Source organism: Micromonospora sp. NPDC050397 (genome assembly GCF_044901685.1).
In the GTDB taxonomy this organism is placed as follows: Bacteria; Actinomycetota; Actinomycetes; order Mycobacteriales; family Micromonosporaceae; genus Micromonospora_G.
The window spans coordinates 1,436,127-1,458,245 of the sequence record NZ_JBJDPS010000001.1; the positions used below are offsets into that span (position 1 = coordinate 1,436,127).

General features: G+C 71.8%; 18 protein-coding genes. 9 read left to right on the plus strand and 9 right to left on the minus strand.

The window, feature by feature from the left end:
* The first annotated feature begins 88 nt into the window (after nt 1-88).
* Nucleotides 89-2,752, plus strand: coding sequence for an Hsp70 family protein (locus ACI2K4_RS05850; RefSeq protein ID WP_404509075.1), 2,664 nt, complete (start codon nt 89-91; stop codon nt 2,750-2,752).
* Nucleotides 2,753-2,785: 33 nt separating this feature from the next.
* Here ACI2K4_RS05850 and ACI2K4_RS05855 read toward each other — a convergent pair whose 3' ends face one another.
* The gene (locus ACI2K4_RS05855; protein ID WP_404509076.1) at nt 2,786-3,784 is read right to left on the minus strand and encodes a tyrosine-type recombinase/integrase; all 999 of its coding nucleotides are present in this window, start codon (nt 3,782-3,784) and stop codon (nt 2,786-2,788) included.
* Nucleotides 3,785-3,935: 151 nt separating this feature from the next.
* Here ACI2K4_RS05855 and ACI2K4_RS05860 point away from each other — a divergent pair, with 151 nt between their 5' ends.
* Nucleotides 3,936-4,490 (plus strand): hypothetical protein, encoded by a 555-nt coding sequence (locus tag ACI2K4_RS05860; protein ID WP_404509077.1) that lies wholly within the window; start codon nt 3,936-3,938, stop codon nt 4,488-4,490.
* 103 nt (nt 4,491-4,593) lie between these two features.
* On the opposite strand, the gene ACI2K4_RS05865 is transcribed toward ACI2K4_RS05860, so the two are convergent.
* The 3 genes from ACI2K4_RS05865 to ACI2K4_RS05875 all read right to left on the minus strand — a co-directional run bounded on the left by ACI2K4_RS05865 (nt 4,594) and on the right by ACI2K4_RS05875 (nt 6,897).
* Nucleotides 4,594-5,277 (minus strand): cytidylate kinase family protein, encoded by a 684-nt coding sequence (locus ACI2K4_RS05865; RefSeq protein WP_404509078.1) that lies wholly within the window; start codon nt 5,275-5,277, stop codon nt 4,594-4,596.
* Nucleotides 5,278-5,369: 92 nt separating this feature from the next.
* Nucleotides 5,370-6,074, minus strand: a complete 705-nt coding sequence (locus ACI2K4_RS05870) for a formylglycine-generating enzyme family protein (protein WP_404509079.1) — start codon at nt 6,072-6,074, stop codon at nt 5,370-5,372.
* A 91-nt stretch (nt 6,075-6,165) separates the two neighbouring features.
* On the minus strand, nt 6,166-6,897 hold the full coding sequence (locus ACI2K4_RS05875) for an SDR family oxidoreductase (protein ID WP_404509080.1): 732 nt from the start codon (nt 6,895-6,897) through the stop codon (nt 6,166-6,168).
* A 195-nt stretch (nt 6,898-7,092) separates the two neighbouring features.
* On the opposite strand from ACI2K4_RS05875, the gene ACI2K4_RS05880 reads away from it, so the two are divergent.
* Complete coding sequence (locus tag ACI2K4_RS05880) at nt 7,093-7,809, plus strand: hypothetical protein (protein ID WP_404509081.1); 717 nt, start codon at nt 7,093-7,095, stop codon at nt 7,807-7,809.
* Between the two features lie 80 nt (nt 7,810-7,889).
* Here ACI2K4_RS05880 and cydB read toward each other — a convergent pair whose 3' ends face one another.
* Together cydB and ACI2K4_RS05890 are read right to left on the minus strand one after the other, a co-directional pair.
* The gene (gene cydB, locus ACI2K4_RS05885; RefSeq protein WP_404509082.1) at nt 7,890-8,885 is read right to left on the minus strand and encodes a cytochrome d ubiquinol oxidase subunit II; all 996 of its coding nucleotides are present in this window, start codon (nt 8,883-8,885) and stop codon (nt 7,890-7,892) included.
* A 14-nt stretch (nt 8,886-8,899) separates the two neighbouring features.
* On the minus strand, nt 8,900-10,396 hold the full coding sequence (locus ACI2K4_RS05890; protein ID WP_404509083.1) for a cytochrome ubiquinol oxidase subunit I: 1,497 nt from the start codon (nt 10,394-10,396) through the stop codon (nt 8,900-8,902).
* Between the two features lie 183 nt (nt 10,397-10,579).
* Between ACI2K4_RS05890 and ACI2K4_RS05895 the strand changes: the two genes are divergently transcribed.
* Nucleotides 10,580-11,362, plus strand: a complete 783-nt coding sequence (locus ACI2K4_RS05895; protein ID WP_404509084.1) for a lysophospholipid acyltransferase family protein — start codon at nt 10,580-10,582, stop codon at nt 11,360-11,362.
* Between the two features lie 15 nt (nt 11,363-11,377).
* Here the strand turns inward: ACI2K4_RS05895 and ACI2K4_RS05900 are convergent, their stop codons facing one another.
* Together ACI2K4_RS05900 and ACI2K4_RS05905 are read right to left on the minus strand one after the other, a co-directional pair.
* On the minus strand, nt 11,378-11,914 hold the full coding sequence (locus ACI2K4_RS05900; protein ID WP_404509085.1) for a LuxR family transcriptional regulator: 537 nt from the start codon (nt 11,912-11,914) through the stop codon (nt 11,378-11,380).
* Entirely contained in the window at nt 11,911-14,484 is a 2,574-nt protein-coding gene (locus tag ACI2K4_RS05905; protein ID WP_404509086.1) for a LuxR C-terminal-related transcriptional regulator, read from the minus strand. Before ACI2K4_RS05905 ends, ACI2K4_RS05900 begins: the two co-directional genes overlap by 4 nt.
* Nucleotides 14,485-14,764: 280 nt before the next feature.
* Here ACI2K4_RS05905 and ACI2K4_RS05910 point away from each other — a divergent pair, with 280 nt between their 5' ends.
* The 3 genes from ACI2K4_RS05910 to ACI2K4_RS05920 are packed head-to-tail and all read left to right on the plus strand — an operon-like array spanning nt 14,765 to nt 18,811.
* Complete coding sequence (locus tag ACI2K4_RS05910) at nt 14,765-16,255, plus strand: dynamin family protein (RefSeq protein WP_404509087.1); 1,491 nt, start codon at nt 14,765-14,767, stop codon at nt 16,253-16,255.
* On the plus strand, nt 16,252-18,117 hold the full coding sequence (locus ACI2K4_RS05915) for a dynamin family protein (RefSeq protein ID WP_404509088.1): 1,866 nt from the start codon (nt 16,252-16,254) through the stop codon (nt 18,115-18,117). The genes ACI2K4_RS05910 and ACI2K4_RS05915 overlap by 4 nt, the downstream gene beginning before the upstream one ends.
* Before the next feature lie 4 nt (nt 18,118-18,121).
* Complete coding sequence (locus ACI2K4_RS05920; RefSeq protein ID WP_404509089.1) at nt 18,122-18,811, plus strand: hypothetical protein; 690 nt, start codon at nt 18,122-18,124, stop codon at nt 18,809-18,811.
* Between the two features lie 125 nt (nt 18,812-18,936).
* On the opposite strand, the gene ACI2K4_RS05925 is transcribed toward ACI2K4_RS05920, so the two are convergent.
* Nucleotides 18,937-19,695, minus strand: a complete 759-nt coding sequence (locus ACI2K4_RS05925) for a class I SAM-dependent methyltransferase (protein WP_404509091.1) — start codon at nt 19,693-19,695, stop codon at nt 18,937-18,939.
* A gap of 129 nt (nt 19,696-19,824) precedes the next feature.
* Between ACI2K4_RS05925 and ACI2K4_RS05930 the strand changes: the two genes are divergently transcribed.
* Nucleotides 19,825-20,604, plus strand: a complete 780-nt coding sequence (locus ACI2K4_RS05930) for a glycerophosphodiester phosphodiesterase (protein ID WP_404509092.1) — start codon at nt 19,825-19,827, stop codon at nt 20,602-20,604.
* Between the two features lie 47 nt (nt 20,605-20,651).
* On the plus strand, nt 20,652-22,037 hold the full coding sequence (locus ACI2K4_RS05935) for an MFS transporter (protein WP_404509093.1): 1,386 nt from the start codon (nt 20,652-20,654) through the stop codon (nt 22,035-22,037).
* The last annotated feature ends 82 nt before the right edge of the window (nt 22,038-22,119 follow it).

The window sequence follows — 22,119 nt, forward strand, 5'->3', positions numbered from 1 at the left end:
TCCCACCCACCCACGCCCACCCGTCGCACCCACGCAGTAACATCGCCCCCCGGCGGCGACCCCCGCGCCCGCCGGAAGGTAGACAACGGTGAACACGACGGCCCGACTCGCCATCGACCTCGGCACCACCCACACCGTCGCGGTCATCCACCGCCCCGGCCAACCACCCCGCCCCCTCCTCTTCGACGGCACACCACTACTGCCCAGCGGCGTCTACCTCGACCCCACCGGCACCACCCACACCGGCCGCGACGCCCACCGACTCGCCAACGGCCAACCCGACCGCTTCGAACCACACCCCAAACGCCGCATCGACGAAGGCACCGTCCTGCTCGGCGACAACGAGATCACCGTCGACCGACTCCTCGCCGCCGGCCTACGACGCGCCGCCGACGAAGCCCGCCTCGCCGGCGCCAACCCCGCCACCGGCACCGTCCTCACCTGCCCCGCCGACTGGGGCCAACCACGCCGCCAACTCCTACGCACCGCCGCCCACCACGCCGGCCTCGGCGACGTCACCCTCGTCGACGAACCCATCGCCGCCGCCCACTACTGCCTCGACCTGCTCGGCCCACAACTACCACCCGGCGCCACCATCGCCATCTTCGACTTCGGCGGCGGCACCCTCGACGTCACCGTCGTACGCCGCGAAACCACCGGACCACGCGTCCTCGCCACCGGCGGACTCGACGACCTCGGCGGCGTCGACATCGACGCCGCCCTCGTCGCCCACCTCGGCCAACTCATCGCCCTACGCGACCCCGACCTGTGGCAACGACTCCACCACCCCCACACACCCGTCGACCGCCGCGACCGACAAACCCTCTGGGCCGAAATCCGCGCCGCCAAAGAAATGCTCTCCCGCACCACCACCGCACCCGTCACCGTCCCCGGCCGCACCGAACCCCTACACCTCACCCGCGAAGAACTCGACCGCATCGCCGCCCCACTCGTCGCCCGCGCCGTCGACGAAACCCGCCGCGTACTGCAACGCGCCGGCACCGAACCCACCACCCTCACCGCGCTCCTGCTCGTCGGCGGATCCAGCCGCATGCCCCTGGTCGCCAGCCGCCTACACGCCCGCCTCGGCATCGCCCCCGCCGTACCCGAACAACCCGAACTACCCGTCGCCTACGGCGCCCTACGCCACCCCACCACCCCCCGCCCACCAACCATCCCGCCACCGTCACCGCCAGCCGCTCCACCGGTAGCCGCCCCGACCCCACCGCCGCCGACCACCACCGCCGAAGCCCCACCCACACCAGCCGGCAAACCCACCCGACGCCGGGTCCGCCGCACCCTCGTCACCACCACCGCCCTCGTCGTCACCGCAGCCTGCATCGGCACCAGCATCACCAGCGGAGACTGGCTCGCCGAACGACTCGGCGGCCTCACCGAAAAAATCAACGACCTCCCGGGCCTGCCCGGCGCCAACACCACCGGCACGCTCACCCCCGGACAAACCCACCAGGCCACCGCCCCCGGCGCCGCCGCCATCACCACCAGCGGCCAAAGCGTCATCACCGCCGCCGTCGGCAAGGGCACCACCACCGTCACCGCCCTACCCGGCAGCGGGGGAGCGGCCCAATGGAACACCACCATCCCCATCGAACCCGCCGAACTCACCCTCACCACCATCAACCCACCCGCCGCCGGCAGCCCCGGGCTGATCATCGTCGACGGCGACGACTCCGCCACCGACGCCGGCAAACCCGTACGCGCCGTCCTCGACGCCAGCACCGGCAAACTCCTCTGGAAGAACACCTGGGTCAACCGGTACGACGTCGCCTACTACGGCACCAACGCCATCGTCGAAAGCCGAGGCTCGATCGACGGCAACGCCGTACTCAACGTCGACCTGCGTACCGGAAAACAACGCTGGCACCGCGCCGGCAACTCCGACCTGCTCATCATCGACCGCCACCGGATCGAAGCCATGCGCCAATGGCCCACCGGACCCGACCCCACCGCCGGCACCCTGCCCACCCCACAAGGCGCCCTCCGCGACGCCGTCACCACCACACCCACCGTCGTCGAACTCGACACCAGCACCGGCAAGGGCTACACCCTCGACGCCACCACCGGCAAGGTCAAGAGCAGCGGCAAACTACCCCTCGACGAAGAACGCTGGGTCGCCTACGACAACCTCGTCATCGGCAAACTCGCCAACGACGAGTCCGCCGGCCGAGACGTCCTCGCCGCCTACAACGCCACCGACCTCAAACAGAAATGGAAACAGGAACTCCCCGCCGGGGCCGACATCGAACACGTCAAACCCTGCGGACCCCACCTCGTCTGCGCCGCCATCGAAGAAGCCCGCAACAACCGCACCACCGCCATCGACACCCGCACCGGCAAGGAAGCCTGGTCCACCGCCACCGAAACACCCGCCGACGAGAACTGGTACGCCAACACCACCACCCTCATCTGCGGCGACGGCGACTTCAACCGCGTCTCCGACGCCCGCGTCCTCGGCCACGACGGCACCCAACAACGCCAACTCGACCAATTCACCACCATCAGCGCCACCGACGGCAACCGCATGCTCCTTCAGGAATACGACGGCATCACCTCCCAGTGGGAGATCTCCGCCCAGGACATCCCCACCGGCCGCACCACCCGCGGCGCCAGAATCGGCCCGGAACAACCCGAACAGGTCAGCATCGCCGGCGACCTCGTCGCCGTACTCACCGCCGACCGACGCACCCTCACCTTCACCGTCACCGACCTGGACCCACCCACCGCCAAATGAGCACGCCCCGCGCCGACGACACCCCAACCATCCTCACGAACCGCCACCGGCCAACCCACCCAACACCCGGTTCGTACGGTTGGCCCGCACCGCCGCCCGCTGCTGACCCGCGGTGACGTCGATGTAGTTCTGACTCGTCGTCAAACTCGCGTGCCCCAACAACCACATGATCTCCGAGGCGGTGGCACCGTCCTCGGCCAACCGGGTCGCGAACGTGTGCCGCAACGCGTGCAACCGCGCACCCCGAGGCACCCGGTCACCGATGCCCGCCCGCCGGTAACACGACTCGACCAGATACTGCAGCCCACCCCGACGCAACGGCTCACCATGCCGGTCCACCAGCAACACCGACCCCCCGCGTACGGTCCGGGCCCCGAACCGCCGCCGACGGCTGTCCAGGTAACGCGACACCACCGCGTCAAGCTCCGGCTCGACCGGAATCACCCTCGGCCGACCACCCTTACCGTCAACCTCAACTCGACGTTCACCCACCCGACCCGCCAGCGAACCAACCCGCAACGCCAGCAACTCCGACAGCCGCAGACCCGCGCAGAGCGCCAGGGCGAGCACCGCCAGGTCCCGCTCCGGCCACGGGTGACGCTGCCGCTTGTCCTCCCGGGCGACCGCCTCCAGCAACCGCTCCGGGGTATCCTCGCCCCGCAGCGGCTTGGGCAGGGGGATCGGGGCCGCCGGCTTGTCGACCGCCGGCATCGGGTTGCCGGCCACCACCCCGTCGGTGACCAGGAAGGTGAAGAAGCTGTTCCACGTCGACCAGGCCCGGTAGATCGAGGCGGCGGCTCGGGTGGCGGCGAAGGCCGCGAACGCCGAGCGCAGCGTACGGGCCGACATCGCGGACAGCGGCAGCTCGTCGAGGGGGAGGGGAGGGTCGTTCTCGTCGGCCACCAGCCGTCCGATCGCGACCAGGTCCCGGCGGTACGCCTGCAAGGTGTGCGGTGAGGGCTTACGGGTGGCCCGTGCGGTCAGAAAATCCTCCACCAGTAGCAGTAACGATATGTCACTTTTGTCGTGCATAAGGAATATTATGCATGTTTTACCGTTGGATCGGGAGGGGGAGCGACCCACCGATCCGTACGGCACCCGCCGGCCCGGCGTACCGCACACGCGGGGAGGGCGCATCCGACATCGGTCCCGGGCCGGCCGCCGGTGGGCTTGGATGGGCGTCATGGACGTCACCAAGGACGGACGCAACTGGCGGGTCGGCACGGCCGGCGACGTCGCCTGGCTCGCCAACCAGACCACGTACGGCTTGTCGGTCACCACGGCGATCCCGCCGGTGTTCGAGGCGTACGCCACCTGCCATCCACCCGACGGCGTCGACATCGCCATCCACGAACGGGCGGTGGTCGACGAACTCACCCGGCACACACCCGCGCAGCCCTGGTGGCTGGGTTACCTGGAGACCGGAGCGCACAACGTCGTCTTTCCCGCCGCGCCGAGGGTGTTCCTCTACGCCGGTTGGCCGTACGTGCTGGTCGAAGCCGGGCCCCTGGAGGCCCTCACCTGGCGGACGGGTCACATGCGCGGCGACGGGCCCCTGCCCGACCTGCTCTTTCCCGCTGATCATTCCTGGCTCGTCTCGGCCCTGTGGGACGACGCCTGGACCGATCTGGGCGGCACCGCCGAGCTGGTCACCGCGCTGCGGCGCAACCCGTTGGTCAACGCGCGCCCGGTCGGACCCGACGAGGACGCCCTGCCGCCGGGGCTGACGCGGGAGTGACCGTTTCGGCCTCCAGGGGAGGCGGAAACGCCTCCCCGCCCGCGCTAGTTGACATAATGTACATTATCGAACTTGCGCGCACGGTGCGGACGGACCTCTCACGTCAGAGCCGTTGACGAGTTCGGACCGCCCAGACCGGCTGCTGGGGCTCGTCGTTGTGCACGACGACGTCGGCGCGGTCGGTCGGGCCGACCGCCGCGAGGTAGAGCTGCTGGGCAGGGATGTAACGCTCGCGCCAGCGTCGTACGACGTCGGCCTGAGATGACACCTGGCGTTCTCGGATCACGGCGCGATCCACGGTTTTTTCGAGCGCGATCGACACGAAGATGCGCAGGTCCCACCGGTCGATGAGGTCTGGGCGCAGGAGGAAGACGCCGTCGAAGAGGAGGACGGCGTCGGCGGGCGCGGTGGCGACCGGCGGAGACAGCACAGTGTCCGCGGCGTGGTCGTAGACCGCGTGTTGGAAACGTCGGTCTCCGTCCGGGCCGAGCGGATCGAGCAGGACCCGGTTCAGCGCGTCGTAGTCGTGGGTGTCGAAGTAGCAGCCCTCGGCCGAGTATTCGCCGCGCGGATAGCGCTGTGCTCGGGGGAAGAGGAAGTCGTCGATCGTCGCGCGGATGACGTGACGGCCCTGGGCGCGCAGGATGGCGGCCAGTTCGTCGGCGAGGGTGGTCTTGCCGGCGGCGGGAGGTCCGTCGATGGCAACCCGCGTCGGGTGGGTGGCGGTGGCGGCCCCGACTGCCGCAGTCAGATGGCCGAGTAGCTGGTCGCGTGTGCCCTGGTCCATGTCCTGTCCTGGTCTCGCGAAGGTCGCCGGGTGGAGCCCGACTTCATGTCCGCCGGCTGTGGCCACGTCGTCCCTCGGACCGCCGGTCCCGTTCACGGTCTTGGCTCAACGTCTTCGAGTGCGGACAGCCGTACGGTGCGGGCGACCCGGAAGCCGACGTCGTCGATCCGCAGGGTCGGGTGGCTGCGGCGGCGTACCGACGCGCGGCAGCTCCAGTGCTCGTCGAACCACCCGCCGCCGCGCAGCACCCGGTAGGTGCCGTAGACCTCGGCGTCGTAGATGTCCCAGCACCACTCGAAGACGTTGCCGAGCATGTCGTGCAGGCCCCAGGTGTTGGGTCGCTTGCCGCCGACGTCGTGGATCCGTTCGTCGGAGTTGTCGCGGTACCAGGCGATCTCGTCGAGTGGTCCGTAGCGGGGGCCGGTGGTGCCGGCGCGGCAGGCGTGTTCCCATTCGGCCTCGGTCGGTAGCCGGTAGCCGTCGGCGGTGGTGTCCCACTCGACGTGCTCGGCGTCGACGCCGATCCGGTACGTCGGGGTCAGCCGCTCCCGTTCGGAGAGTGCGTTGCAGAACCGGACGGCGTCCCACCAGGAGACGCTCTCGACGGGCAGCCGGTCGCCGTGGGCGGCGCTGGGTCGTACGCCGGTGACGTGTGCGTACTGGGCTTGGGTGACCGGGTGGGTGGCGAGTTCGTACGGGGCGAGTTCGACCGGCCAGCGGCGTTGGGTGCGGCGGTCGGAGAGCGTGACCCGTCCCGCCTGGATCTTGATCATCTGGCTGTCGGTGCTGGTGTTCATCGACGGCCGATCGTAGCGGGCGTCGGTTGGTGACACCGGTGTGATTCGGTGTGGGTCTCCCCCGGGCCGATGCGTGGCCCGGGTGCGGGGTTCAGAGGCCGCCGGCGACCCGGAGGGTGGCGCCGGTGGTGTAGGAGGCGGCGTCGCTGAGCAGCCAGACGATGGCGGCGGCGATTTCGTCGGCTTCGCCGGCCCGGCCGAGGGGAACCTTTTCGGCGATTCGGGCGGGTCGGTCGGGTACGCCGGAGATGGTGTGGATGTCGGTCCAGATGGTGCCGGGCGAGACGGTGTTGACCCGGATCTGGCGGGGGCCGAGTTCTTTGGCGAGTCCGATGGTGAGGGTGTCGGTGGCGGCCTTGACGGCGGCGTAGTGGATGTATTCGCCGGGGCTGCCGAGGGTGGCGGCGGCGGAGGAGACGTTGACGATGGCGCCGCCGGTGGTCATGCGGCGGGCGGCCTGTTGAGCGCAGAGGATATAGCCGACGAGGTTGACGTCGATGACCCGGCGCAGGTCGGTGATGGTGAGGTTGACGAGGGGGCCGACCGGGCTGGTGGTTCCGGCGTTGTTGACCAGGCCGGTGATGTCGCCGAGTTGGGTGGTGGCGGCGGTGAAGAGGGCGTCGACCTGTTCGGGGTCGGTGGTGTCGGCCTGGACGGCGATCGCGCGTACTCCGGTGGGGTGGATGTCGCGCAGGACGGTGTCGGCGGCGGTGGTGTCGGTGCGGTAGCAGAAGGCGATGTGGTGGCCGGCGTGGGCGAGTTGGCGTACGGTCGCCGCGCCGATGCCTCGGCTGCCGCCGGTGACGACTGTTACCGGGCTCATCGTGTGCCTCCCCTGGGTTGGCGGTGACGTTACCGCTTGGGTACGGGGTGGTCGGTGTGGTGTGGGGCACGGCGTACGCTTCGGCGCGTTGTCGGCGGGGTGTTTTGCCGGTGGTGGGGTCGGTTCGACGTTGTCGGAGCGGGCTGGTAGGAAAGCAGGAAATCAAACAGGTGTACGGAAGAGGGATTTGAGCTGATGGCTGCCACCGATGTCCGAGGGTTGTCCACCGAGGAGTTGCAGAGCATTCGGGACACGTTGGCCGGTGGCCGGAAGCCGAAGGTGATGTTCACCGAGTCGGCGGGGCAGATCGCCGGGCAGATTGGTCAGGTGGTGGAGTTGACCGATCCGGCGACGTCGGACGAGTGGGTGGTGGTGCGGTTCGGGCGGGATGAGTTGCCCTTCTCCCCCACCGATCTGAGTATCCCGCCGCGCGGGGCGACGGGTCGGCGGGCCGAGCCGAAGGTGGAGCCGGAGCCGGTGGAGGTCGCGCCGGAGCCGGAGTTCATGGTTGTCAGGTCGCCGGTGCCGGCGCCGCGTGAGGAGGTTGTGGTGAGCACGGTGGACGCTGCTGAGGTTGCCTCGGTGGAGACGGATGCGAAGCCGGCGAAGCGGGCGGTGGCGAAGCCGGCCCGGCCGAAGGGTCCGGCGGGTTTGACGGTGACGTTGTCGTACGCCGATGGTGAGTGGACGTTGGGGGCGACGCAGGGCAGTAAGGCGTTGGCGAAGCCGTATGTGATCAAGCCGGTCGAGGCGTTGAAGATGGTGTCGTTGATCGACGTGCCGGGTGTGCACGAGGCGGTGGAGCAGATCATGTCGGTGGAGCGGAGTGAGGCGGAGCAGCAGGCGGAGAAGTTGCGGGCGGAGTTGGCCGAGATCGAGGCGCGGTTGGCGGAGTTGCGCGACGCGGGTTGAGTGGTGTTGGTGGTGGTGGTGCCCCCGGGATCGTGGATCCCGGGGGCACGTTGTTTTGTGGGGTCTCCCCCGGGTCTGGGTCAGTGGGGGATGTTGGCGACGCCGATGCGGCGGCGGAAGACCCAGTAGGTCCAGCTTTGGTAGGCGAGGACGACTGGGGTGAAGACGAGGGCGACCCAGCTCATGATTTTGAGGGTGTAGGGGCTGGATGCGGCGTTGAGGATGGTGAGGGTGCCGGTGGGGTCGGTGGTGGAGGGCAGGACGTTCGGGTAGAGGGTGGCGAAGAGGGTGGCGATGGTGAGGCCGATGGTGGCGGCGGTGCCGGTGAAGGCCCAGCCTTCGCGGCGTACCCGGGTCGCGGCGAGGGCGCCGGTGAGGGTGAGGGTCGCGGTGGCGGCGAGGGCGATGGCGGTGGTGTTGTGGTGGAGGGTGAGGGTCCAGGTGAGCCAGGCGGTGGTGAGGGCGAGGGTGGCGGGGGTGGTGCGGGCGGCGAGTTGGCCGGCGCGGGTGCGGATGTCGCCGTTGGTTTTGAGGGCGAGGAAGACGGCGCCGTGGGTGAGGAAGAGGGCGGCGGTGGTGGCTCCGCCGAGGAGGGCGTAGGGGTTGAGCAGGTCGGTGAGGCCGCCGGTGTAGTCGTGGTTGTTGTCGAGGGGTACGCCTCGGACGATGTTGGCGAAGACGATGCCCCAGCCGACGGCGGGGATGAGGGAGCCGATGGTGATGGCGGTGTCCCAGCGTTTTTTCCAGGTGGCGTCGGGGCGTTTGTGGCGGTATTCGAAGGCGACGCCTCGGGCGATGAGGGCGATGAGGATGAGGAGTAGGGGTAGGTAGAAGCCGGAGAAGAGGGTGGCGTACCACTCGGGGAAGGCGGCGAAGAGTGCTCCGGCGGCGGTGATGAGCCAGACTTCGTTGCCGTCCCAGACGGGGCCGATGGTGTTGATGAGGACGCGGCGTTCGCGGTCGTCGCGGCCGAGTACGGGTAGTAGTGCGCCGACGCCGAAGTCGAAGCCTTCGAGGATGAAGTAGCCGGTGAACAGGACGGCTATGAGCAGAAACCAGACGGTGGTGAGGTCCACTGTGGGCTCCGGGGTCAGTAGGCGAAGGCGAGGGGCCGGTCTTCGTCGGCGGTGTCGTCGTCGGGTTCGGGTGGTGGGGTGGTGTCGGGTAGTCCGGCGCGGGCGTAGCGGAGCAGGAGTCGGACTTCGATGACGGCGAGGGTGGCGTAGATGAGGGTGAAGGCGGTGAAGGAGGTGAGGACTTCGGTGAGGGAGACGCTGCGGGAGACGCCGTCGCGGGTGAGCATTTCGCCGAAGACGACCCAGGGTTGGCGGCCCATTTCGGTGAAGATCCAGCCGAAGCAGTTGGCGGCCAGGGGCAGGATGGGCATGACGATGGCGGCGCGTAGGAGCCAGCGTGAGGTGGGGGTGCGTTCTCGGCGGGTGGCCCAGAGGGCCCAGAGGGCGATGGCGGCGGCGGTCATCCCGAAGGCGATCATGAAGCGGAAGCTCCAGTAGGTGACCGGGATGATCGGGGTGTAGCTGCCGGGGCCGTATTCGGAGACGTACTGGGCTTGGAGGTCGTTGATGCCTTTGACTTCGCCGTGTGGGTCGCCGGTGCCGAGGAAGGAGAGCAGGTAGGGGATTTTGAGGGCGTAGAGTTCGCGGGTTCCGTCGAGGCTGCCGATGGTGAGTACGGAGAACGACGCGGGTTGTTCGGTGTGGTAGAGCCCTTCGGCGGCGGCCATTTTCATGGGCTGCACGTCGGTCATGATTTTGCCTTGGATGTCGCCGGTGATGAGGACGCCGACGGCTGCGACGAGGGTGACGACGGCGCCGAATTTGGCGGCGAACCGGAAGGCGCGGGTGTCGGTGTGGGTGCGTCCGGTGGTTGAGGTCGTGTCGGGCGTGGTGGGTTGGTCGGTGTCCGGTCGGTCTGCGGTCTGTTCGGCCGGCTGGTGGCGGTGGCGGATCAGGTGCCAGAGGGCGACCGAGACCATCAGGGAGCCGGCGACGAGGAAGCAGCCGGCGAGGGTGTGCGGGAAGGTGGCCAGGGTGACCTTGTTGGTGAGGACGGCGAAGATGTCGGTGAGTTCGGCGCGTCCGGTGTCGGGGTTGATTCGGTAGCCGACGGGGTGCTGCATCCAGGAGTTGGCGGCGAGGATGAAGTAGGCGCTGAGGGTGGAGCCGATCGCGGCGGCCCAGATGGTGGCGAGGTGGATGCGTCGGGGTAGTCGGTCCCAGCCGAAGATCCACAGGCCGAGGAAGGTGGATTCGAGGAAGAAGGCGAGCAGTGCCTCGATGGCCAGGGGGGCGCCGAAGACGTCGCCGACGAAGCGGGAGTAGTCGCTCCAGTTCATGCCGAACTGGAATTCCTGGACGATGCCGGTGACGACGCCCATGGCGAAGTTGATCAGGAAGAGTTTGCCGTAGAACTTGGTGAGTTTGAGGTAGCGCTCGTCGCCGGTGCGGTGCCAGAGGGTTTGCAGGATGGCGACGAGTAGTGAGAGTCCGATGGTGAGTGGTACGAAGAGGAAGTGGTAGACGGTGGTGACACCGAACTGCCAGCGGGCGACGTCCAAGGCGTCCACGGAAAACCCCCAGGTTCTACGACGGCCTGTAGTAAATACTACTGCTCGTCGTAGATGGGGGTCGGGTGGTGCCGGCGTGCGCTCGACCACACTCCCCCACCGCCTACCTGCGGCGGTACGGCACCGGCCGGACCCGTACGGCGCGGCGGCCCGGCCGGTCGACTGTGCAAAGATCGGCGGCTGATGGAAGAGACCGCTACCGACGCCCGCTGGCGGGTGCCCCGGCTCTGGCGCCTGCTGCAACTCGTCGGCCGTGGCCTGGTCGGGCCGCTCGCCCGACTGCGGGTCACCGGTGACGTGCCCGACGACCTGCGCCACGGGCCGCTGATCCTGGCCGCCAACCACATCAGCCCGTTCGACCCGGTCGTGCTGGTCGCCGCCTGCCAGGTACGCGGCATCGCGCCACGGATCATGGCCACCGGTGGCCTGTTCCGTGCCCCGCTCGTCGGTACGGTGATGCGGGCCAGCGGCCACATCCGGGTCGACCGGCGCGCCTCCGACGTCGCCCGGTCCCTGCGTACCGCCGTCGACGCGGTGGCGGACGGGTCGGTGGTGCTGCTCTACCCGGAGGGTCGGATCGGGCTCGACCCGGGCATGTGGCCCGAACGGGGCAAGACCGGGGCGGCCCGGCTCGCCCTGGCCAGCGGTGCCGTGGTGGTGCCGGTGGCGCAGTGGGGCGCGCACGAGGTCCTGCCGTACGCGGCGCCGAGGGGGCTCGGGCGGGCCGTGGGGCGGGCACTGGTCCGCCGGCCGGTGATCCGGGTGCATTTCGGCGCACCGGTCGACCTGTCCGGGCTCGACCCGGACGTACCCGGGGGTGCCCGGCGGGCCACCGCCCGGATCATCGACGCGCTCACCGCCAACCTGGCGCCGTTGCGGCCGGACGAACCGGACCTGCCGCGTTTCCGTGACCCGACCCGGCCGAGCGACCCGAGCCGGTCACACCGCCGTACCGACCCGGCCTGAGGGGTCCGCCGGCGCCTACTGCGGGCGGCGTTGGCGCAGGTAGGCCAGGACCGCCTCGCGGGTGGTCCGTACGCCGAGTGCCTCCCGGGCCTGGGCGATCCGCCGGTTCGCGGTCCGCAGCGACAGGAACTCGGCCGCCGCGGCGGCGGCGATCGTCTCGCCGTTGGCCAGCCGTTCCAGTAACGCCCGCTGCTCGGGGACGAGTTGCGGGGCCGCCGTGGCGCCGGACGGGTCCGGCCCGGTGCCCGGGTCGCGGTGGACCGGTCCCAGCCGGCCGAGGTCGGCCACGAGCGCCCGGCCGACGTGACCGGCCGGGTCGACGATCGCCACCACGCCGGCACCCCGGGCGGCGGCGAGCAGCACCAGCCGGACCGTTTCCAGGTCCGGCACCCGGCCGAAGAGCAGCAGCCGGGTCGAGGTGACGTCCCACCCGCCGTCGGGCAGCGCGAACCCGTCGCGGGTCGACCACCCCTGCCGGGCCAGCCGGCGCAGGATGACGGTGGCGTCGGTGCCGGTGGCGACCACGTACCGGGGTGGGTCGGGCGGGGTCACCGGCCGGGCTCCCGGGTGGCCACGGCCGGGGTGGCCCCGGTGGGCGCGGCGGCGCGCGGCGCCGGCACCCCGGCGAGGACCAGCGCCGCCGCCTCGGTACGGGTCCGGGCGCCGAGCTTGCGCATCCCGGACCGGATGTGCGTCTCCACGGTCTCGCCGGACACACCGAGTTGGCCGGCGATGCGCCGGGACGGCTCACCGGCGGCGACCAGCCGCAGCACGTCGTGTTCCCGGTCGCTGAGGGCGGTGCCGGCGCGGGGGCCGCGCTGGTCGCGGCGGACCGCGTGCCGGCGCAGTGCCCGCCGGGTCCGACCGAGCAGGACCACCAGGCCGGCGTCGGCGGCCAACCGTTCGGCGGTCAGCAGCGCCGGCACCGCCCGGGGCGAGTCGTGCTCGTGCAGCCCGTGCGCGAGCAGGCAGCGGACCTCCTCACGGACGACCGTCAGGTCGTGCCAGGCGGTGGCGGCGACGGTGAAACCGGTCGGGTCGTGGGTGGCGTTGTCCCAGGCGGCGAGGGAGAGCCGCACCGCGGCCGGTGCGGTGGCCGGGATCGTCGCGGTCGGGGCCCTCGGGGCGGGAGCGGCGGTAGCCGTGGTCGGCGCGGCGAGGTCGTGTCCTGCCCACCGGGCGGTGATCCGGGACAGTCCGTCGAGCAGCGAACCGGCCGGCACCGGACCGCTGGGGGTGGTCGCGCGTTCCGGTTGCCCGTCGAGCCAGGCCGCCTCCCGGGTCACCCAGTCGAGCACCCCGCCCGGTGGTGCGGGCACAGCCGCCAGCCGCGCCCGGGCCGGGGCGAGCAGCCCGCCGTCGGCCTCGACCAGGCTCGTCGCCGCCACCGCGTACGCGCGGGCGGGTGGTGGCAGGGTCCGGTCGGTCAGGTCGCCGGCCCGGCGCAGCACCTCGTCGGTGACCTGACCGGTGGCGCCGGACAGGGCGGCGCACCACAGCGAGGCGCCCACGAAGCGGGTCTGCCAACTGTAGGCGAGGTCATCGGCGCAGACCTGGGCGAACTCGGTCGCGGCCCGGGTCGCCTCGGCCAGGCGGGCGTCGGCGATCAGGGTCTCGACCAGCAGCCAGGCGCTCCACCGGGCGGTCAGCGGGTCGCCGGGGTCGGCGGCGGCGGTCCGCAGCGACGGTTCCCAGCCGGGCTGGCGGGTGGCGGCGCGCACGGCCGCGTACGCCGCCCGCAGCCCGGTGTGCTCGGGTGTGCTGCCGTGCCGGGCGACGACGCCGACCAGTGCGGCGGACGCGGGTCCGGGGCCGTCGGCGAGCGCGGCCAGTAGCAGCACCCGGTCGCGGGCGGCGACCAGGTGGGCGGCGGCGGAGTCGGGCACCGGGGCGACCGCCGTCCGGGCCCCGGGCAGGTCGCCGAGTTGGACCAGGGCCTCGGCGCGCAGCACCGAGGCGGCCACCCCGAGCGGGGCGGTGGTGGTCAGGACCCGCACCGCCGCCCGGGGGCGGCCGGCGGCGATCGCGGCGCGGGCGGCGGCGACCCGGGTCGCCGGTGCCGGGTCCGTGCCGGGCAGGTCGCAGGCGTACAGCAGCAGGTCGGCCCGGGTGCCGACGGTGTCGGCGTTGTCGGCGGCGGTGACCGCGACCGCGTACGCGGTGTCGGGGTGCCCGGCGGCGGCCAGGTGCCGGGCCGCCTCGGCGGGCGGGACCAGCGCGGCCAGCCGTTCGTGCAGTGCCCGCCGCCCGTCCGGGTCGAGCATCCCGGCGGCGACCTCGGCCAGGTACGGCGACGTCGGGGCGAGGGTGCCGGCGCCGGTGTCGTGGACCAGCCCGGCGGTGCTGAGTTCGTCGGCGCCCGCCCCGAGCAGTGCGACGGTCGCCGGGCGGCCGAGCAGGCCCAGGGCGGCCAGGGCGGTGCGCGCCGGGCGGGTCAGGTCGGCCAGGGCGGTCGCGACGACGTACCCGATCTGGTCGGCGTCGGTGGTGCCGGTGGGGTGGTCGGTGGCGTGCCGGGCCAGGACGGTGACCGCCAGCGGTGTCCCGCCGGAGCGGCGGACCACGTCGGTGACGGTGGCCGGGTCGAGCCCGGGTGCGGTGGCGCGGGCCACCGCGGCCGCCGTGTCCGGGTCCAGCGGCGGTACGGCCAACCAGCCGGCCGCCACGGCGCGCAGCTCCGCGACCGCCGTGGCCGGCAGCCGGTGCGGGGTACGCAACGCCACCGCCACCCGGCAGTGCCGGGCCAGCGGGACCAGGGCGGCGAGGGTGGCCGGGTCCGCCCACTGCAGATCGTCGAGGAGCAGCAGTCCGGTGCGGACCCGGGACCGGACCGCCTCGGCGAGCAACGCCGGGTCGTCGGTCGGCAACCGGATCCGCAGTGCGTGACTGAGCGCGAACCCCGGCACCGTGACCAGGGTGGCCAGCCCGTTGCCGGTGAAGACGGGGCCGTGGAAGGTGTCGCCGAGCCGGCGCAGGACGGTGCTGCGGCCGATGCCCGGGCCGCCGTGGACGACGACGAGGCCGGGTGTGGTCAGCAGCGTGCCCGCGTGGGCGACGAGGGCGCGCGTGGACGCGTCGACCGGGACGTGTCCGTCGAGGTCACCGCCGGGTGCGTGCCGCACTGGTCCTCCCGGGAGGGCTTCGCGGCCACCACCGGGCGGGGCGGTGGCACGAACATGGGATCCTGCGCCGGCAGGATATTCGTAGTGTGAGGCCCGGCAGGAGCGCCCCGCCCCGCCGCCTCGAGTCGGAGGGACGTCCAACGATATGAGCGAGCAAGACCGCCGTGACCATGCCATTGTCGCCGACCGTACCGCCGGCTGACGAGTCGTGGGGTCAGGTCCGCTCGGTGCCCGGGTCGCCGCGCTTTGCGACGAGGTGGGGCCCAGGCTCGGTGTTTCGTTGCAGGGACAGGTGTTCGGCGTACGTCGCCGGCTCGACGAGCCGCTGCGGGTGGCGATCGCCGGGCGACTCAAAGCCGGAAAGTCGACACTTGTCAACGCTCTGATCGGCCGGCGGGTGGCGCCGACCGAGGTCGGTGAGTGCACCCGGGTGGTGACCCAGTTCCGGTACGGCACCACCGACCGGGTCGACGTGGTTCGCCGCGACGGCAGCCGGCTCAGTCTGCCGCTGGACGAGACCGGGATGATCCCGTCCCGGCTCGGGGTGCCCCGGGCCGGGATCGCGTTTGTCGACGTGACCCTGACCAGTGACCATCTGCGGGATCTGACCGTGGTGGACACCCCGGGGTTGGGTTCGACGAACACGTCGGTCAGTGCCGGCGCCACCCGGTTCCTGCACGGTGCCCCGGCGGCGCCGTTCGACGACGACATCGACGACGACTCGGTCGGCGCGGTCTCCGGTGCCGAGGCGATCGTGTACGTGTTCACCCAGGCGGTCCGGGACGACGACGTGGAGGCGCTGGGCGCGTTCCGGTCGGTGTCGGCGCGGCTGGCCAGCAACCCGATCAACTCTCTGGGCCTGTTCAACAAGGTCGACAAGCTGGTGCACGGCACCTCGGACCCGTGGCCGGTCGCCGGGCCGCTCGCCACCGAGCAGGCGGGTGTGCTGCGCCGGGTGGTGTCGGACGTGGTGCCGGTGGTCGGGCTGCTGGCCGAGACGACCGAGGCCGGGCGGCTCACCGCCGCCGACTGCGAGGCGCTGCGTACGCTGTCGCGGCTGCCCGCCGCCGAACGGCTGATCCTGCTCGCCTCGGTCGACCTGTTCGTCGGCCGCGACTGTGCGGTGCCGAGGGCGCAGCGGGAACGGCTGCTGCGGCTGTTGGACCTGTACGGGATCGGGTTCGCCCTGGCGCAGTTCGCCGCCGCCCCGCAACTGGCCAGCGGTGACCTGGTCCGGACCCTGTTCCAGGCGTCCGGGTTCCCCCGGCTGCGGCACACCCTGGACCAGGCGTTCCGGTGGCGTACCGACGCGATCAAGGCCGGGTGGGCGTTGTCGGCGTTGGAGAAGATCGCCGGTCACGCCACCGCCCCCGCCGACCGGGAGCTGTTGCGCGACGCGATCGAACGGGTCCTGCAACAACCGGAGTACCACCGGCTGCGGCTGCTGGAGGTGGCCCAGCTCGTCGGGACCGGCACGGTCGAGCTGCCCGAACCGATGGAGCAGGAGTTGTCCCGGCTGGCGCTGGCCACCGATCCGCAGTGGATCCTCGGCCGCCCCGGCGCCGGGGCGGCGGAGTTGGTCGAGGCGGCGTTGTCGGCGGCGAACCGGTGGCGGGTGTACGCCGTCGCCGGTGCCGGCCCGGCCCAGTCGCGGGTGGCACTGGTGGCACACCGTGGCTTCTATCTACTCTCACAGCAGATCCGCGCCGGCATCCGACCCGAGTCGGTGCCGCCGACGGCCGGACCCGGGTACGGAGGGCAGGTGCGGTGACCGCGACCGCGGACGTACGACCGGAGGCGCTGGGCAAGCTGCTGACCGGGGCGGTGCAGACGTCACTGGCGTACCTGCGCAAGGTCGACCCGGACGCGGCCGCCGAGGTCGACGAGCTGCGGCGGCGGGAGCTGACCCGGCCGGCGATCGTGGTTGTCGGTGAGACGAAGCGGGGCAAGAGTTCCCTGGTGAACGCCCTGGTCGGGGTCCCCGGGCTGTCGCCGGTCGACGTGGCGGTCGCGACCAGCACCTTCCTGGAACTGGTCCCGGGGGCCGAGCCCGGGGCCCGGGCGTTCGTCCCCGGGCGTGCCGACCCGGTCGAGATCGGCCTGGCCGACCTGCGGGACTGGGCCACCACCCTCGGGGTGTTGCCGGAGGGGACCCGCCCGCCCCGGCGGGTCGAGGTACGGCACCCGGCGCCGCTGCTGGAGTACCTCAGCCTGGTCGACACCCCGGGCACCGGTGGGCTGGACCCGCTGCACGCCGAGATCGCCCTCGACGCGGTCCGGCGCGCCGAGTCACTGCTGTTCGTGGTCGACGCCTCGGCCCCGTTCGGGAAGCCGGAACTCGACTTCCTGGTCGAGGCGAGCAAGCGGGTCAACCTGGTGGTGTTCGCGTTGACGAAGACCGACGCGTACCCGGGGTGGCGGACGATCTGGTCGGACAACCAGGCGCAGTTGCGGGCGCACGCGCCCCGGTTCGCCGCCGCCGCCTGGTTCCCGGTGTCGGCCCGGCTGGCGGAGCTGGCCCTGACCGTGCCGGCGCCGGCCCGTGCCGAACTGCTGCGCGAGTCCCGGATCGGGGAGTTGCAGCACGCGCTGGTCGACCTGGCCGGCAAGGGGCACCTGCTGGCCCAGGCGAACGTGTTGCGTACGGTCCGCAGTGAGCTGATCCGGCTGGACCTGGGCATCGGCGCCCGGTTGGCGGCAACCGACCCGGATCCGGCGGAGGTGGCCCGGGCCAAGGAGGAACGGGCGGCGGTGGCGGCCCGTAAACGTACCGAGTCACGGCAGTGGTCGTTGGCGTTGAGCACCGAGACGCAGCGGGCCCGGGTCGAGGTGACCGGGCTGTTGCGTGGCTACCTGGGTGGGTTGCAGGAGGAGTTGCTCAACCGGATAGACAAGGGTCGGGGTGAGGAGATCAAGGGGCTGCCGGGGCTGGTCGACGAGTCGCTGCACGCGGTGTCGGTGCGGCTGTCCCGGGACCTGGAGGCACGGTTCGGCCGGGTTGCCGAACAGGCCCTGGCGCAGGTCTTCGCCCCGCACGAACTCCAACTCGTGCTCGGCCGGGTCAACGCGACCCTGCGGCACGCCCTGGCGAGCAAACCGCGACGCGAGGGCGGCGCGGACAACATGATGATCGCGATGTCGGCCGGTGGGATGGCGTTCATGGCCGGTCGGGGGGCGATGGCGGGTGCGTCCGCGCTCGGCGCGGGTGCGCTCGTCGGCGGCGGGCTGCTGGTCCCGTTCGCCGGCCTGGGGCTCGGGCTGGCCGCCGGTGCGTTCATCCTGTACCGGCGGCGGGTGCAGTCCGACCGCCAGCAGGCCCGGGTCTGGCTGCGGGAGGTCCTCGGTGACGCCCGGGCGGCGCTCGCCGACGAGGTCACCCACCGGTTCACCGATTTGCAGTACGCGCTGACCCTCGCCCTCGACGACGCGATCGAACGGCGGCTGCGGGAGCTCGACGCGCACATCGCCGAGATCGACAAGGCGTTGGCCGAGGACACGTCGAGCCGGGCCAGGCGCCGGGTGGCGTTGCAGACGGAACGGGAGACGCTCCGGGCCCGGATCAAGCAGGTCGACGAGGTACTGCTGCGGGCCAGGGTGCTCTCCCCGGCCCCGGCCACGGACGAGCGGGGATAGGTCGATGACCGACCACTGGGACGGCTGGGCCGACGACGGGTCCGGGTTCGACGACGGGTCCGACCCGGACGCGCCCGCCGACGACGGTTACCCGGTCGACGGTTTCGGTGCCGACGACGACACCGGCGGGGTCGGCGCGGGCGAGCAGGATCCCGGCGGGTCCGGGGCCGGGAGCTGGCCGATCGGGTACGGCGACGCCCCGTTCACCGACGACGGCGAGGTTGGGTTCGGGTACGCCGACGCCTCCCCCACCGACGGCGACGCGCACACCGGGTTCGGCGGTGCGGGCGACGGGGTCAGCGGATTCGGCCCCGCCGACGACGCCACCGGGACACCGGACGCGCAGGTCGGGTTCGGTCCCGCCGGTCCCCCGGTCGGCGCCGACCCCGACCTCGGGCTGTACGGCGACGCCGAGTCGTGGCCGCCCCCGGCGTTTCCCGAGGCGATCGAGGGCGGTGTCGTACCGGAACCGGTCGACGGTTTCCCCTGGGCCGACCCGACCACCCTCGGCGACCCCGACACCCCGTCGGCGCAACCGGCCCTCGGCTACGCCGACGCGCCCGACCCCACCGAACTGGCCGGGTACGACGCCCGGGAACTGCCGCCCGGCGTCGACCCGTGGGCGGCGCTCGCCGACTCCGACGACCCGGCGACGTCCGCCCTGGCCCGCTTCTGGGGGCCGCGCGGCACCTGAGCGTTCACCAGCGGCCACGGCAGGGCGTCGATCGCGTCGTGACGGGCCTGGTCGCAGTCGTCGGGCGGCAGCGCCGGTTTCCGGTCCCCCGACGCGTCGCCCGGGGAGCCGGCGGGGTGGTCCGGTCAGCGTACGGCGGCGACGGCGGCGTCCCGGCCGCCGCGCCAGACCAGCCCGGCCTGGGTGTAGCCGGCGCCGCGCAGCGTGTCGAGGTGCCACGACACCGGCGGCGTCCAGTCGGTGCCGTGGTGCTCGGCGAAGACCTTGCGGCGCTGCTCAACGAGTGGCCCGAGCAGCGGGTCGGTGGCGACATGGTCCCACCACGCCTGCCAGGACAGCACCGCCCCGGCGGTGTAGCGGGCCTCGCGACGGGCCCGGTTGACGTCACCGAGCCGGGTGGTGAGCTCCGGCAGACCGTCGTCGGCCATCTCGTCGGCGTTGACGAAGACGCCGCCGGGGCGCAGCACCTGCCGGATCTCGGCGTAGAGCGCGGTGAGGCGGTCCGGGGCGATCCAGTGCAGCGCGGTCGCGGTCAGCACCGCGTCGTAGTCGCGCCGGGGCAGGCCGGCCGCCCAGTTCGGGTCACGCAGGTCGGCGGTGACGACGGTGGAACGCTCGTCCAGGGACTCCCGGGCGATGGTCAGCAGCACCGGGTCCAGGTCGAGCAGGGTCGTCGTGGCGTGCGGGAACCGGCGCAGCACCCGTAACGAGATGCTGCCGGTGCCGCCGGCCAGGTCGAGCACGGCCGGTGCCGGCCCGTCGGCGGTCGCGGCGACCGTGTTCAGCAGCGCGGTGAAGCGCTCCTCCCGGTCGGGCAGGTACGCCTCCTGCTGGCGGTCCCAGCTCTCCTGCCACGCCCCAGCATCGAACCCGTAAGGAGTCATGGACACGAGGGTAGTTACCGCTGCGGGGTGTGTCGAGGCGCGCCCGTACCCCGGATCGGCGACAAGCCGGCCGGAGCAGGTCGAACGCCGGACACCCGGCGGCCACCTGAAACCGGCATACTGCGCTGCGTGACCGAGCACTTCGCCTACCTCGACGCGCCGACACCACTGGCCTTCGCCCACCGGGGCGGCGCGGCGCAGGGCGACGAGAACACCGCCGAGGCGTTCAGCCGCGCCATCGACCTCGGCTACCGGTACGTCGAGACCGACGTGCACGGCACCGCCGACGGGGTGGCGGTGGTCTTCCACGACCCGACACTGGCCCGCCTGACCGGCGAGCGGGGACGGATCTCCGACCTCACCTGGGCCGACCTGACCAGCGTACGGGTCGGCGGGTCGGCCGCCGTGCCACGCCTGGACGACGTGCTCGGCAGTTGGCCACAGGTGCGGTTCAACATCGACGTGAAGGCCGACGGCGGCATCGCCCCGACGATCCACTCGATGGAACGCACCGGCGCCGCCGACCGGGTGCTGCTCGCCTCGTTCAGCGACGCCCGGCTGGCCCGGCTGCGCGCCCTGGCCGGGCCGAAGGTCGCCACCTCGCTCGGCATGCGCGGGGTGGCCCGGCTGCGGCTCGCCTCGCTGACCGGTCGCCGGCTGGTGCTGCCGCCGTCGGTGGTCGCCGCCCAGGTCCCGGTCAACTACGGCCGGATCCCGGTGGTCGACCGGCGGTTCGTCGCGTACGCCCACCGCCTGGGACTTCAGGTGCACGTCTGGACGATCGACGAGACTGCCGAGATGCACGAGTTACTCGACCTCGGTGTGGATGGCATCATGACCGATCGCGTGGACGTGCTACGCGAGGTGTACCTCAGCCGCGGTCACTGGCCCGCCGACCGAACCCCCTAGGTCGGGCGGGACCCGGTAGCCCCCCAACCCCCGTCGAAGGACCACCGATGGCCGAAACCGTCTCCGTTCCCGTCACCGGCACCCCGCCGCCCAGCACCCGCCGGGAACGGACCGGCTGGTACTTCTACGACTGGGCCATGTCGGCCTTCTCCACCACGGTCATCACCGTCTTCCTCGGCCCGTTCCTGACCACGGTCACCGAACTCGCCGCCGGCTGCGAACTCGGCGCCGACACCTGCTCCGGGTCGGTGCACCCGTTCGGCATCACGGTCGCCGCCGGGTCCTACTTCCCGTACCTGGTGTCGCTGTCGGTCTTCCTGACCGTGTTCGTACTGCCGGTCATGGGCGCCATCGCCGACCGGTCGGCACACAAGAAGCGACTGCTGGCCGGCTCGGCGTTTGTCGGCGCCGCCGCCACCATCGCCATCGTCTTCGTCACCGGTGACCGGTACCTGCTCGGCGGTGCCCTGTTCCTGGTCGCCAACATCGCCTTCGGGGCCAGCGTGGTGGTCTACAACTCGTTCCTGCCGCAGCTCGGCGGCCCCGACGACCGGGACGGGATCTCCAGCCGGGGCTGGGCACTGGGCTACCTCGGCGGCGGGCTGCTGCTCGCGCTGAACCTGGTCGTGGTGACCGTGTTCAGCGTCGAGGGAGACCACCAGCGGACCCTGGACCTGGCCCGCTGGTCGATCGTCTCGGCCGGGGTGTGGTGGGCGGCGTTCACCCTGGTGCCACTGCTCTGGCTACGCGAACGCCCGGCCGCCGAGGCGCACACCGGCGGCAACCTGCTCACCGACGGGTTCCGCCAGCTCGGCCGGACCGTACGCGGACTCAAGGCGTACCCGTTGACGTTGTTCTTCCTGCTCGCGTTCCTGGTGTTCAACGACGGCATCCAGACCGTCATCGCCCTGGCCAGCCAGTACGGCACCGAGGAGCTGCGGCTGGAGCAGACCACCCTGATCGTGACCATCCTGCTGGTGCAGTTCCTCGCCTTCGGCGGGGCGCTGCTGCTCGGCGCGGTGGCCAAGCGGATCGGCGCCTGGAAGACGGTGCTGCTGAGCCTGGTGCTGTGGACCGTGGTGATCCTGGCGGCGTTCCGGCTGCCGGCCGAGGCGCCGGTGCCGTTCATGATCCTCGGCGCCGGCATCGGGCTGGTGCTCGGCGGCAGCCAGGCGCTGAGCCGGTCGCTGTTCAGCCAGCTCATCCCGGCCGGCAAGGAGGGTGAGTACTACGGGTTCTACGAGATCAGCGACAAGGGCACGAGCTGGCTCGGGCCGCTCGCCTTCGGTCTGGTGTTCCAACTCACCAACAGCTACCGGGTGGGCTTGGTCTCGTTGCTGATCTTCTTCGTGGTCGGGTTCGTGCTCCTGCTCGCGGTGCCGATCCGCCGCGCCATCGTGGCCTCGGGAAACACGCCCCCACGGGTGCTGTGAGGCGGCGTCACGGGCTGCTGTGAGGCAGATCGGACACGCCCCGGACGAGCCGAGCCTGGTGTTCACCATGCGTTAGGCTGCC